Here is a 13,017-nt window from a genome sequence, read left to right on the forward strand (position 1 = left end):
CGGCGTGACAAGGGGCTTGCGATGACTTGATTTGGCTAACGCGACTGATCATACCAAAGCCCATTGGACACATTCTGATCCAGATCAAACCCGACGCAATCAAGCCAATAATAAACAGGCACAAAAAAAGGGGCCCGAAGGCCCCTTTTTTACCACCGCATAACGCCCGCTTTATTTGGCGTTGCGCTCCTGGGCTTCCTTGATCACCTCGTCGGCGACATTCGCCGGACACGGCATGTAGTGCGAGAACTCCATGGAAAACTGGCCACGGCCGGAGGTCATGGTCCGCAGATCGCCAATGTAGCCGAACATTTCGCTCAGCGGGCAGTCAGCCTTCACGCGCACGCCGGTGGGACCCGGTTCCTGGGACTTGATCATGCCGCGGCGACGGTTGAGGTCACCGATGACATCACCCACGTTATCTTCGGGTGAGAACACGTCAACCTTCATCACCGGCTCCATCAACTGCGGACCGGCCTTGGGCATGGACTGACGATAGGCGGCATTGGCGGCCAGTTCATAGGCTACCGCGGAGGAGTCCACCGGGTGATAGCCACCATCGACCAGGGTCACTTTGAAGTCCAGGCAGGGGTAACCCGCCAGCACACCCTTGACCGAGCTCTTCTCAAAGCCCTTTTGCACGGCCGGCCAGAATTCACGCGGCACGTTACCGCCGGTCACCTGGGATTCGAATTCGAATCCGCTGCCCGGTTCGCCCGGCTCGATGGTGTAATCGATCTTGGCGAACTGTCCGGAACCGCCGGTCTGTTTCTTGTGGGTGTAGGTGTCTTCGATCTTCTGGGTAATGGTTTCGCGATAGGCCACCTGCGGCTTGCCGACCACGACTTCCACGTTATGGGTCCGCTTGAGGATGTCGACCTTGATATCCAGATGCAGCTCGCCCATGCCCTTGAGAATGGTCTCGCCACTGTCTTCGTCGGTTTCGACGCGGAACGAGGGATCCTCGGCCACCATCTTGCCGATGGCGATCCCCATCTTCTCGGCCGCCGCCTTGTCTTTCGGCGCGACCGCCACGGAGATGACCGGATCGGGGAAGACCATCGGTTCCAGGGTCGCCGGCTTGTTGGGATCGCACAGGGTATGACCGGTCTGGGTGTGCTTGAGGCCAATCAGAGCCACGATATCACCCGCATGGGCGGAGTCGCGCTCTTCGCGATCGTCGGCGCTCATTTCCACGATACGGCCGATACGTTCGGTCTTGCCGGTGGCGGTATTGAGGACGCTGTCACCTTTTTTGATCTTGCCCGAGTAAATCCGGGTAAAGGTGAGGGCGCCGTAACGGTCGTCCATGATCTTGAAGGCCAGCGCGCGGAAAGGCTTGTCGGTATCGACAATCGCATACTCGCCGGTTTCGTTGCCTTCCAGATCGACTTCCGGCTGCGGCGGGACCTGGGTCGGATCGGGCAGATAGTCCACGACCGCGTCCAGCACCAGCTGCATACCCTTGTTCTTGAAGGCTGAACCGCAATAGGTGGGGAAGAAGTCCAGATTGATGGTGCCCTTGCGGATACACCGCTTGAGGTCCTCGACTGACGGTTCCTCGCCATCCAGGTATTTTTCCATCAATTCGTCGTCCTGCTCGACGGCGGTTTCGATCATCTTTTCGCGCCATTCTTCGACCTGGTCGACCATGTCGGCCGGCACGTCCTGGAGTTCATAGTTTTCCGGCAGGCCGGTATCGTCCCAGACCCAGGCTTGACGGGTGAGCAGGTCCACCAGCCCGCTGAATTTGTCCTCGATACCGATGGGCAGCACCATCACCAGCGGCGTGGCGGCCAGCACTTTTTCCACCTGGGCGACCACCCGATAAAAATCGGCGCCGACGCGATCCAGCTTGTTGACGAAAATCAGGCGCGAAACAGCGGATTCGTTGGCATAACGCCAGTTGGTTTCCGACTGCGGTTCGACGCCGCCGGAGCCACAGAACACACCAATACCACCGTCCAGGACTTTCAGGGAACGGTACACCTCGATGGTGAAGTCCACGTGACCGGGGGTATCGATGATATTGAGGCGATGATCCTTCCAGGCACAGCTGGTGGCGGCGGACTGGATGGTAATCCCGCGCTCGGATTCCTGGTCCATGAAGTCCATGGTGGATTCGCCGTCATGCACCTCACCCAGCTTGTGGATTTTTCCACTCAGCTTGAGGATACGTTCGGTGGTGGTGGTTTTGCCGGCATCCACGTGCGCGAAAATGCCGATGTTTCTGTACTTGCTCAAATCAATCATGTTTCTACCTGTAATCAATTCAGTTGCCCGCGACTGTCAGCCGGGCCGGTTGTGATGGTATATAAAGCCTGGACCACCACCAGAAGTCTGCCTGTGCGGCTATAGCGCCAAAAACAGCCGCGCATTATACCCAAAGTGACAAAAAATGTGCATGACAATCGGGACCGGGAGAGCGATTTTACGGAAAAATCGCCGGGTTCGGGCGGGTAAAACGCCGACGCGGCGTTGTCAGCCCGATATGGGGCCGGAATCGACCGCTTCAAGTGTGCACCATTGAGTCAGCCGAATCAGGTTGTCTATATATAAAGTTGGCGTGCCTGCCGGCAATCCGGCGCCGGTAAAAGCCCCCCGACTGCCCTGAAATGCCCCGACAAGCCCGCATCAAGAGCCGGTGAACCGAGTTTTGTGTTTCCTGGTGTCATTGCGGTGAAACCGGTGAGCATTGCCCTATGGCGCTGTTCCCCGAACCGACCCGGCGGGCCTGTCACCGCAAGTGGCGACGATACGCCAGAACAAGCGGGTGCTCGTCGCCCAGCAGGTTGAATAGCCGCCGCATCGCCTGTGGGGCATAACCCGCATCAAATTCCGCCGCCTGCTCACGCAGTGTCGCCAGCTGTTGCAACGCCGGGGCGTAGTCTTCACTCACGACGTAGTGGGCGACCAGTTGCTGGCGGGGTTCCAGCGCGCCCGGATCGGCGGCCACCTGCGCCTCCAGGACAGCCGGATCCCGGGCCGGATCCCGGACCGCATAAAACGTCAGCAGATCATGCAAGTGACTGATTTCCGGATGCTCGGCCAGATGGGTCGGCAGGCTGTCGAGCACCTTCAGCGCTTCGGCATAGCGCTGCTCGTGCTTGAGCAATTTGCACAGGGTCAGCGGCAGGCGCGGATTGTCGTGATCGGCCGCGACCGCTTCGGCAATCTTCTCGTACGCGGCCTGCTGTTCGCCGCCGGCATACAGATCGACCGCGTCGGCCAGCGCCAGATCCGAATCGCGGGCCACGTATTGCTCCAGCAATTTGCGCAGCGCCGCTTCCGGCAGGTCGCCCTGGCGGGTCGCCACCACCTCGCCGCGGCGGAACAGTTTCAGGGTCGGGACGCGGCTCACAGCATAATGCCGGCAGAGATCCCGCTCGGCATCCGCATTGATATGGACCAACAGGGCACGACCGGCATACTGCTGAATCAGCTTCTCCAGCATCGGCGACAATCTTGCACACCTGTCCACTGCGGGCGAGCAGAAATTGACCAGCACCGGCCCCCGATGGGAGTTTTCCCGCACCCGCGGCGCGAAATTCTCGCCATCGGCGCTCAGGATGTAGGGGGAATCCGGCGTCTCATTCATCGTCCGCGGTACTGTCTCTGCAGGAATTGGGCCATCTACTGAAACATATCCCCCCACCCGGTTCAATTCCTCTCGCCCGCCGCGCCGGTCAGGGTGAATTTTTTGTTGTTGTACTGACTTGAAACGGGGTATGATGGATCCACTTTGAAAGAAGTCATGGCTGCGAAAGGCACCATGTTATTAACTGCATATTATTAAGGTTCTTCAAGAAATACCGGCGCGACCTCAGTTGTACCTTCCCGATTTTTCCTGAATTCTGCCTCAAATGATTTGCACGACCATTATTTACATATAGAAAGATTGAGGTATTTTCCATGGTTAACGGTACCGTTAAGTGGTTTAACGAATCCAAAGGTTTTGGCTTTATCACTCCGGAAGACGGCGGCAAAGACGTCTTCGTTCATTTCTCCGCCATTGTCGGTGATGGCTTCCGGACCCTGGCTGAAGGCCAACAGGTCAGCTTTGAAGTCGAAAACGGCCCCAAGGGCCCGCAGGCAGCACGCGTTACCGCCGCCTGAGCCGGATTTCCAATCCGCACCCCGAAACGGCAGCCCCAGGGCTGCCGTTTCTTTTTTCCCCTCCCGAAAATTTTCAGCCCCGTCCAGACCTTCCCCTGCGAAATTCGACGTCAGCCAATACAGCTGGGCCGCACTTGCCCGCCCACGACGGCTTGATAAAATGCTCCTGTCAGCATTGGCTGAACGACTGCCCCCACAAGGACCCGTTGCGATGGTTCACTTTATCCTGCGCGTTATAGCTGTCATCACCTTGTTATACGCCTCCACGGCACAGGCGGAACCCCGGTTTTCGATGCAGCCGGAACAGGTCGCCTCCGGTATTTACGCGGTTATCCCGCCGACAAGAGAGCTCCCCAATCCCCAAAATCGTGGCTGGAATTCGAACAGTGCCTTTATCGTTACCGGCGACGGGGTGCTGGTGGTGGATACCGGCAGTTCCACCGAAATCGGCGAGTCCTTGAAAACGGCGATTGCCGGGGTCACCGATCAGCCGGTCCGCTGGATTCTCAACACCCATGCCCACGGCGATCACTGGCTGGGCAACGCGGCATTCGAGAACAGTGTGGAAAAAATCTATGCCACCCCCCCGGTTATCGATCAGATCCGCTCACAGGGAGAGAACTGGGTCGCCAATTTCAAGCGCCTGACCGACGGTGCCACAGGCAACTCCCGGATTGTCCCGCCGGACACCCCCATTGATTCACGCCAGGAACTGCAACTGGGTAACAAAGCGATCGTGCTGTTTCCCTCCGGCGACAGCCACTCCCCCGGGGATCTGCTGCTCTGGTTGCCGGATGACAAAGTGTTGATCAGCGGCGATGTCATCTACTCGGATCGCATGCCCTCGACCAACAATTCAAACCTGCAGCAGTGGATCAAGCTCCTGCCCGAGCTGGAACAATTGCAGCCCGAAGTGGTCATACCGGGACACGGCAGCATCACGGATGTGCGAGGCATTGAACAACTGCATAAACTGCTCACTGCACTGTGGCAGAGCGTGGAAGAGGGTTATCACGCCGGGCTGGCCGCTTATGAAACCGTGCCACTGGTCCGCGAGCGGCTGGCCGACTTTGCCGAAACCTACCCCGGGATGGACGAAAAACTGCCCCGGGATGTGCCGCGGGTCTATTTACAGGTTGAGGCCGCGACTTTTTAACACGCATGCCAAATACCAGGCGTAGGTCAGGTTGCGCACAGCGCTACCTGACATTCTCCGTATCGCAGGATGTCACACAGGCTAACGCCAGCGTGACCTACAGGACTAGCCAGAATATAAAGTGTGCATAAATTTTGAATAGTTGTTAAGAATAATCGATCACGAACAAAAACATGGAGTTATCACCACTGATGACACTCTCCCTCACTCGACTGGAGTCATAGAAACACATGCGCCTGGGTAACAGTACAACCTGTTACGGTCCCGTTGCGATACTTTTCCACTGGTTGACGGCACTGGGAGTCATCGGGCTGTTCGGCCTGGGGCTGTGGATGGTGGAACTGACCTACTACGATAACTGGTACAATGAAGCGCCTGCCATTCACCGTTCGGTCGGGATATTGCTGTTCGCGCTGGTCGCCCTGCGGCTGCTCTGGCGGCTTATCAACCCCCATCCTGAACCTCTTGGCCAGCCACTGGAGAAACGGCTGGCTATCGGGATGCACTGGTTGCTCTACCTGTTCCTGTTTGCAGTCCTGATCAGTGGCTATTTTATCTCCTCTGCCAAGGGGAGACCGGTTGGAGTATTTGACTGGTTTTCGGTGCCGGCGACCCTGCACGACCTGCCCAATCAGGAAGATATTGCCGGCGTGATTCACCTGTGGCTGGCCTGGGGGCTGATTATCCTGAGTAGCGGCCACACCCTGGCGGCACTCAAGCACCACTTAATCGACCGCGACGCCAGCCTGCGTCGCATTTTACGTTTCACTAATGATAAATAACCAAGGAGTTCAACATGTCACGTACGCGCATCACCTCATTTCTGATCGGTCTGCTATTGCTTGCCAGTGGCCCGCTCATGGCCGCCGAGTACAAACTCGATACCGAGGGGCAGCACGCCTTTATCCAGTTCCGCATCCAGCACCTGGGTTACAGCTGGCTGTACGGACGGTTTAACGATTTCGACGGCAGTTTTACCTACGATGCCGACAACCCGGACAAATCCGAGGTCGAAATCACAATCGATATGGCCAGCATCGACTCCAATCACGCCGAACGTGACAAACATCTGCGTGAAGAAGACTTCTTTCATGTCAAAAAATATCCCGAGGCCCGCTTTGTCAGCACCTCCTTCGAGGAACATGACGATGATACCGCCACGCTCAAGGGTGATCTGACTATCAAGGATGTAACCCGCAATGTAACCATTGATGTGGAACATGTCGGCCACGGCGAGGACCCCTGGGGGGGATATCGCCGGGGTTTTCAGGGCACCACGACTATTAAGCTGAAGGACTTCAATATTGATTACGACCTGGGGCCGGCCTCAACCCATGCCGAGGTCACCCTGGCTATCGAGGGGGTGCGTCAGTAACACCTGGTTTTACGAAACCGCCGGACCGGTGAACCTTTAACCGGGCCCGGCGGCCATTTATTGCACGCCCAGATCCAGCAGCCACGGCAAGGCCAGGCTGATAAAACCGGTGATCATCACCGCGCCAATCAGATTGAGCCAGATCCCGACCCGCGCCATTTGTGGAATAGTCACCTGGCGACTGGCGAACACAATGGCATTGGGCGGTGTGGCCACTGGCAGCATAAAGGCAAACGAGGCCGCCAGTGCGGCACTGGCCATCAGGGCCAGTGGCGCCACTTCGGCCGCCAGGGCAAAGCCGGACATCACCGGCAATAACAGCGAAGCGGTCGCGGTGTTGGAGGTCACTTCGGTCATAAAAATCACCAGCAACACTACCGCACCCACCAGAACAACCGTGTTCGCACCTTGCAACAGGGACAGCTGCCCACCGAGCCATTCGGTCAGACCACTGGCAGCAAAGCCGCTGGCCAGGGCAAAACCGCCTCCGAACAGAATAATAATATCCCAGGGAATGCGTACCGCCGTCTTCCAGTCGAGCAGGAACTCGCCCTTTTTCAGATCGGCCGGAATCACGAATAACAACAGGGCACCAAGAATCGCCACACTGGAATCGGTAATCTCGCTCAATGCCGGAATATCAGTCAACAGGCCACGGAACAACCAGGCAGTCACCACCAGGCCGAACACGATCAACACCCGCTTTTCCTGCCGGTTCATCGGCCCCAGAGCCGCCAGTTGCTCACTTATCACCGTATGCCCGCCCTGAAACTCTTTGGCCATAGTCTGGCGAAACGCCACCCGGGTCAGGAACCACCAGGTGATGACCAGCATCACCAGCGACAGTGGGGCGGCGAACAACATCCATTCGGCAAAACCGATACTGTAGCCGTACTGTTTTTCCACCACGCCGGCGAGAATCGCATTCGGTGGCGTGCCAATCAGGGTCGCGATCCCGCCAATAGAGGCGGCATAGGCAATCCCCAGCATCAGTGAAATCCCGAACCAGGTAGGCGGCAGGACATCGTCTTCACCCGGCTGGTCCGGTGACAACTGGCGTAATACCGCAATACCAATGGTCACCATTAACATGGCTGTGGCGGTGTTGCTGATCCAGCATGACAAAAAGGCGGTTGCCAGCATAAAGCCCATCAAGACCCGGCTCGGTGTTGTTCCGACCAGCCGGATGGTCTGCAGAGCGATTCGCTTGTGTAACCCCCAGCGCTCGATCGCCATGGCAATTAAAAATCCACCCATGAACAGATAGATCAGATGGTTGGCATAGGAGGACGTCACTTTGGCGGTTGGCATCACCCCCAGCAACGGGAATAATGCGATCGGGATCAGGGCGGTAGCCGGAATCGGGATCGCCTCGGTAATCCACAGGGTCGCCATCAACAGGGTGACCGCAGCGGCCCTTTGTCCTTCCGGCGACATCCCTTCCGGTGTCGGTATCAAAAGCATCACGACAAAAAGCAGGGGCCCCAATCCAAGGCCGATCAATTGCCGTCGGCTAAAGCCGATTTCCTTCAGTCGCATGATGTCTCCCTGTTTTCGCCCGGTACCAACCCGGATGAGCCATTACGACAACCCTACTCAAACTTCCCGGAGCCGGCAATCATCGCGCCTGCATGGAGATAAAAAAACCCGTATCCAGGACCGGATACGGGTTGAGGTACACCAATTGCAGAGGAGTTTTTCTAAAGTCTAGAAGTCGTGTTTCAGACCCAGCATGAACGTCTGCGGCTTGCCCGGACGAACACCGGCCGGGCGCCGGGCCACGGCATAGGTTTCATCCAGCAGGTTCTCGACAGTCAGGTAGACTTTACTGTTTTCGGCAAACCGATAATCACCGCCAAGGTCGACAACCATATGGGAGTCGACTTTTTCATCCGCCGGGATTCCGCCCTGCCCGGCCACGGTCCGCATTTCGCCCATGTACTTGGCGGCCAGATCGACACGCCAGTTGCTATGTTCCACACCGATACCGGCTGTCAACTGATGCTGCGGCAAATAGGGCATCTCATCACCCGGCTCGACCGTGCCCCATTCACCGAAGCTGCTGGAAAAGCCGTTGTCAAAGGTAGCATCGGTATAGGTGTAACCCAAGCGCAGGGGCAGTGCATAAGACTTGTCACTGTTTGCCGCCAGGTCCCAGCTCAGTGATGCTTCCAGACCCTGCACGGTAACCTCGCCAGCCTGGAATTCATCGCCGATGGAGCAGCCACTACCACTGGAAGCGGTACAGGTCCCCAGCAAATTGCTGTAATCATTATGAAAGGCAATCGCCTCGCCTCGCATTACACCGTCGTCATAACGCAGCCCGGCTTCGAAGTTGACACTCTTTTCCGGATCCGCATCGGAGCCCGGTGACGGCGGTGTAAATCCGCGATGCACACCGGCCAGCAGGCTGATCCTGTCATTATACTGATAGGTCGCGCCCAGCCCCGGAATCCAGATATCCACAGAGTGTTCGGTGACAGTCAGGTTACTGCCGGTACGGTTGGGATCACTGGTGCCGTAATCCATCCGCTTGGTATCGATGGATTCGTAACGCAGTCCCGGCTGCAAAGTCCATTTGTCGAACTGGATGGTATCCTGAACAAATGCCGCCCAAGCTTCGGCACCCGACACCCGGTTACTCTCGGAACCCGGCGCACCGGCTGTAGTCAAGACCATAGTGCCGTTATCCATTTTGTACTGATCAACATGCTGGAAACGGTCGACCTCATCCTCGTGATAGCGCAGGCCATACTCGATATCGTGCCGAGTGTCGCCCTGATCAAACGACATGCCCAGTACGGACTGGATACCCTGAGAATAATATTCCCGGTTATTGGCTTTGACCTCCAGATAGTCATCCGCGCTGTCCCCACCGCGAATTACTGCCATTTCGGCCGAATGGCTATTCGGATCGTCCAGAATCCCACTGATGCCGTTGCCGTTGACCTTGCCCAGTTTGTACCAGTTACGCGCGAAGTCCTGGCGATAAAAGGTTGTGGTTACGTCCATTTTCGGTGACAGCTCGGCAAAATGGCGCAGGCTGTACTGCTCCTGTTCGGCATTCATCTGGTCCCGTTGCGAGGCCGCATAACGACGGAACGGCGTGGCATCAAAATCGTCCTGGGTGAGTCCCAGATAGGTTTCATTGGACACTTCATCATAGGCGCCCAGCTTGAGTTCCAGCTCCTGATAGGTATCCGCCTCGGCATCGGTATTGATACGGAACTTTGTCAGGTAATCCTCGGTATCGAAACCGGTGTTGCCGCCGTTATCCAGGTTTTTGAAACCGTCGGAGCTGTACTGGAAGGTTTCCGCCATCCAGCTGAACTGTTCACCGCTGTCACCCATATGGGCATGGGTGCGACGGGTGGTATCACTACCCTGGCTCACGTCGACCTGACCGCCGAATTCGTTGGGAATTGAGCGGCTGATCAGATTCAAGGCCCCGCCGGTGGTATTGGGCCCGTACTTGATGGAACTGGATCCCTTGCGAACCTCGACGGACTCCATTCGCCCGGCAGAAGGGAAATAATAAGCTGCCGGTGCGGAATAGGGCGCGGGTGCGGCCAGCACACCGTCCTCCATCAGAGTAATGCGAGCGCTACGATCCACCCCGGTACCACGCATGCCGATATTCGGACGCAGACCGTAACCCTCTTCTTCCTGCAGGTTGACGCCGGGCACTTCGCGCAGGATGCGGTTGATATCGCTGTATTCGTGTTTTTCCAGCTCTTCCTCGCTGATAAAGTGCGCAGACCCGGCTACCTCCTGTGCGCCCTGCTGACCGCCGACGACAGTCACCCGGTCAAGAGTACGCGTTGAAGCCGAGCTGCTGTCAGCGGCGTAAGCCGACTGCATCGACGCCATGGCCACCGCCACGGCGGCCGCCAGTGGTGTAAACCCTCGTGAAGTATTGCGGGTATAGCAGGATTGTTTATTGTGCATGTCAGTCTCCCATTGATTGAACGACTTGTTTTGGGCTGGCTGACTGGTACTGACAGGTACACAGCTGGCTGGCGGTAATTAAGTTAATGTTGAATTTTGAATGCCGTTATTTGGTTAATATCAGTTTGCCGCTGCGGGTTTTGCGCAGCATGTAAATCTCGCCCCGGTGTTCGATATGTAGCGTGCGACCTGCCGGCAGAAGGGCCTCGCTGCTCACCAGGCGGACTCCCGGATCTCCCACTGTACCGGTTGGTACGTTACGGTCTGTTTGTCGCTTCTCGTTCATATTCGTGCCTGTTATCTGGACTCCGGCTCGGTAACAAAACCAATATTTTCAACCCCATGGCGGCGTGCCACGGCCATGACTTTGGCAATCTGCTCATAGGTTGCGGAGCGATCCGCCTGCAAGTGCAGTTCCGGTTGCGCTCTGCCCAACCCCTGAACCCGGTTAACAAACTGCTCCCAGGAGACCGGTTCCTCTTTCCAGATCAACTGGCCATCCGCCTCGATACTGACAATTACAGTCTCCTCATCCTGCTCGCTCGGTGTCGAAGAGGCCGCCGGCAACTCCACTTTGACCGCGTGAGTAATCACCGGCGCGGTAATAATGAACACCACCAGCAGTACCAGCATCACATCCACCAGCGGGATCATGTTGATCTCCGCCATAGGTTGTTCACTCGACTGGCCGAATCCACCAAAGGCCATTACGCCCCCTCCGCGGCCATGCGCAACGGCAGCGTGTTCGACGGCAGCCGGGAGACGCCCGCCCCGGTCATCAAAAAGGCATGCAGATCGTGGGCAAAGGCATCCATCTCATCCATCAATACCCTATTGGCTCGCACCCGGGCGTTGTAGGCCAGCACTGCGGGAATCGCTGCGGCCAGACCGGCGGCGGTGGCAATCAGCGCCTCGCCCAGCGGCCCGGCCACGACTTCCATACTGGCCGACCCCTGCGCCGCAATATCCAGCAGGGCGTGGTAAATCCCCCATACCGTGCCGAACAGGCCGACGAACGGCGCGGTACTGCCGATGGAGGCCAGCAGGGTCAGACCCGACTGCAGACGGGCACTCTCACTGTTCATGGCATTGCGAATGGTACGCACCAGAAATTCATCGCTGCTGCAGGCATCGCCCAGCCGGACATGCTCCCGATCGCGGTAATGACGCAGACCGGTGATACCGGCAACCGCTATCCGACCGAGTGGACTGCGCGACTGTTCGGCAATCTGTTCCGCTTCGGCCACATCGCGGGCATTCCAGAAGTCAGCCACAAAACGGCGGTTGGCTTTACGCTGACCCCGCACCAGCACGATACCGGCCAGTATCAGATACCAGGTGGCCACGGACATCAGTACCAGGATCAGGAACACGGCAATCAAAACCCCGTCGCCCTGCGCAAAAACATAATCCAGTGACATAAACGTCAACTCTCCAGTTTGAATGTAATGGGGACGACGACCCAGGCCGCCACCGCTGATCCGCCACGGCGGGCCGGCTCAAAGCGCCAGCGCTTGACCGCCTTCAGAGCCGCCCGATCCAGCCGGGTCGATCCGCTGGAATCGGCCAGTTCCACCTCGCGAGGCCTGCCATCGGGCCCCACGCGTACTCGCAATTGCACATCGCCCTCTTCGCGCCGCCGCAATGACGCGCGCGGATAGGCCGGGGGGCGATTGTTCAGATAATCCGCCTCAAACACCGGTTCGCTGCTGATCGGCTCCGGTTCTCCCGCCTCGGCCGACTCGGGTTCCTGCTCCGACTGCGCCTCTTCCTCCGACGGCTCGGGGTCGGGGTCGGGCTCCGGTTCCGGTTCCGGTTCCGGTTCCGGTTCCGGTTCCGGCTCCGGCTCCGGCTCCGGCTCCGGCTCCGGTTCGGGCTCCGGTTCGGGCTCCGGTTCGGGCTTTGATTCTGTTTGCGGCGCCGGTTTTCGCTCCACCAGACTCACCTGCATGGTCCGGGTGGTACTGCTGACCGGCGACACTTGCGGATCGCTGCTCCCCATCATCCAGGCCAGCGCCGCCCCATGAGCGGCCAGGCTCACAACCATTAACAGGCCCTTGAGGGGAGGACACAGGAGACGCTCCCGGCACCGGGCTATCCACCAACCTGCTCCAGTTCTTCCCATGCACCAACGGCCCCATTGACTCAAACCTCTCCGGCAGATATTCGGCCGGTCACCAGGCACGAATCGTAATGGTAATGAGAATCGTTGTCAATTAGATAATCAAAAAATTAAAGCCACCATGCAAATTACCGATATTAGCCGAAGAGAGTGTTGAATCCCGGGCACGTCCGGCCCCACCGGGCCATGTGGCCAGCAACACAGCTCCAGGAGCTTTACCCGGACATACCTGCCAGTCAGCCGACAGTGGCCGACCGCCCAGGCAGGCAGTGGCGGGATCGTTATGAATATTGGATTGGG

The 13,017-nt window shown here is 57.8% G+C and carries 12 protein-coding genes; 4 read left to right on the plus strand and 8 right to left on the minus strand.

The window, feature by feature from the left end; all coding sequences use genetic code 11:
- Positions 1 to 171: 171 nt before the first annotated feature.
- Together fusA and EDC23_RS10005 are read right to left on the minus strand one after the other, a co-directional pair.
- Entirely contained in the window at positions 172 to 2,253 is a 2,082-nt protein-coding gene (gene fusA / locus EDC23_RS10000; protein WP_134084120.1) for an elongation factor G, read from the minus strand.
- A gap of 484 nt (positions 2,254 to 2,737) precedes the next feature.
- Positions 2,738 to 3,598 carry a tetratricopeptide repeat protein gene (locus EDC23_RS10005; protein ID WP_134084122.1) on the minus strand — a complete coding sequence of 287 codons (861 nt, stop codon included), beginning with the start codon at positions 3,596 to 3,598 and terminating at the stop codon, positions 2,738 to 2,740.
- 314 nt (positions 3,599 to 3,912) lie between these two features.
- Between EDC23_RS10005 and cspE the strand changes: the two genes are divergently transcribed.
- From cspE to EDC23_RS10025, 4 genes are all read left to right on the plus strand, one after another.
- Positions 3,913 to 4,116, plus strand: a complete 204-nt coding sequence (gene cspE / locus EDC23_RS10010) for a transcription antiterminator/RNA stability regulator CspE (RefSeq protein ID WP_134084124.1) — start codon at positions 3,913 to 3,915, stop codon at positions 4,114 to 4,116.
- 211 nt (positions 4,117 to 4,327) lie between these two features.
- A complete protein-coding gene (locus EDC23_RS10015) occupies positions 4,328 to 5,272 on the plus strand; it encodes an MBL fold metallo-hydrolase (RefSeq protein ID WP_134084126.1) in 945 nt (314 codons plus the stop codon).
- A 230-nt stretch (positions 5,273 to 5,502) separates the two neighbouring features.
- Complete coding sequence (locus tag EDC23_RS10020) at positions 5,503 to 6,054, plus strand: cytochrome b (RefSeq protein WP_134084128.1); 552 nt, start codon at positions 5,503 to 5,505, stop codon at positions 6,052 to 6,054.
- Between the two features lie 14 nt (positions 6,055 to 6,068).
- Positions 6,069 to 6,647, plus strand: a complete 579-nt coding sequence (locus EDC23_RS10025; protein WP_134084130.1) for a YceI family protein — start codon at positions 6,069 to 6,071, stop codon at positions 6,645 to 6,647.
- 57 nt (positions 6,648 to 6,704) lie between these two features.
- Here EDC23_RS10025 and EDC23_RS10030 read toward each other — a convergent pair whose 3' ends face one another.
- From EDC23_RS10030 to EDC23_RS10055, 6 genes are all read right to left on the minus strand, one after another.
- Entirely contained in the window at positions 6,705 to 8,186 is a 1,482-nt protein-coding gene (locus EDC23_RS10030; protein ID WP_134084132.1) for an SLC13 family permease, read from the minus strand.
- Between the two features lie 168 nt (positions 8,187 to 8,354).
- Complete coding sequence (locus tag EDC23_RS10035; RefSeq protein WP_134084134.1) at positions 8,355 to 10,595, minus strand: TonB-dependent receptor family protein; 2,241 nt, start codon at positions 10,593 to 10,595, stop codon at positions 8,355 to 8,357.
- A gap of 106 nt (positions 10,596 to 10,701) precedes the next feature.
- On the minus strand, positions 10,702 to 10,881 hold the full coding sequence (gene hemP, locus EDC23_RS10040; protein WP_134084136.1) for a hemin uptake protein HemP: 180 nt from the start codon (positions 10,879 to 10,881) through the stop codon (positions 10,702 to 10,704).
- 11 nt (positions 10,882 to 10,892) lie between these two features.
- Entirely contained in the window at positions 10,893 to 11,303 is a 411-nt protein-coding gene (locus EDC23_RS10045) for an ExbD/TolR family protein (protein ID WP_134084138.1), read from the minus strand.
- The gene (locus tag EDC23_RS10050; protein WP_134084140.1) at positions 11,303 to 12,016 is read right to left on the minus strand and encodes a MotA/TolQ/ExbB proton channel family protein; all 714 of its coding nucleotides are present in this window, start codon (positions 12,014 to 12,016) and stop codon (positions 11,303 to 11,305) included. Before EDC23_RS10050 ends, EDC23_RS10045 begins: the two co-directional genes overlap by 1 nt.
- Positions 12,017 to 12,021: 5 nt before the next feature.
- A complete protein-coding gene (locus tag EDC23_RS10055) occupies positions 12,022 to 12,642 on the minus strand; it encodes an energy transducer TonB (RefSeq protein ID WP_166668830.1) in 621 nt (206 codons plus the stop codon).
- Positions 12,643 to 13,017 lie beyond the last annotated feature (375 nt).

Origin of the sequence: Thiohalophilus thiocyanatoxydans (assembly GCF_004366735.1) — a bacterium.
GTDB classification, from domain to species: Bacteria; Pseudomonadota; Gammaproteobacteria; order UBA6429; family Thiohalophilaceae; genus Thiohalophilus; species Thiohalophilus thiocyanatoxydans.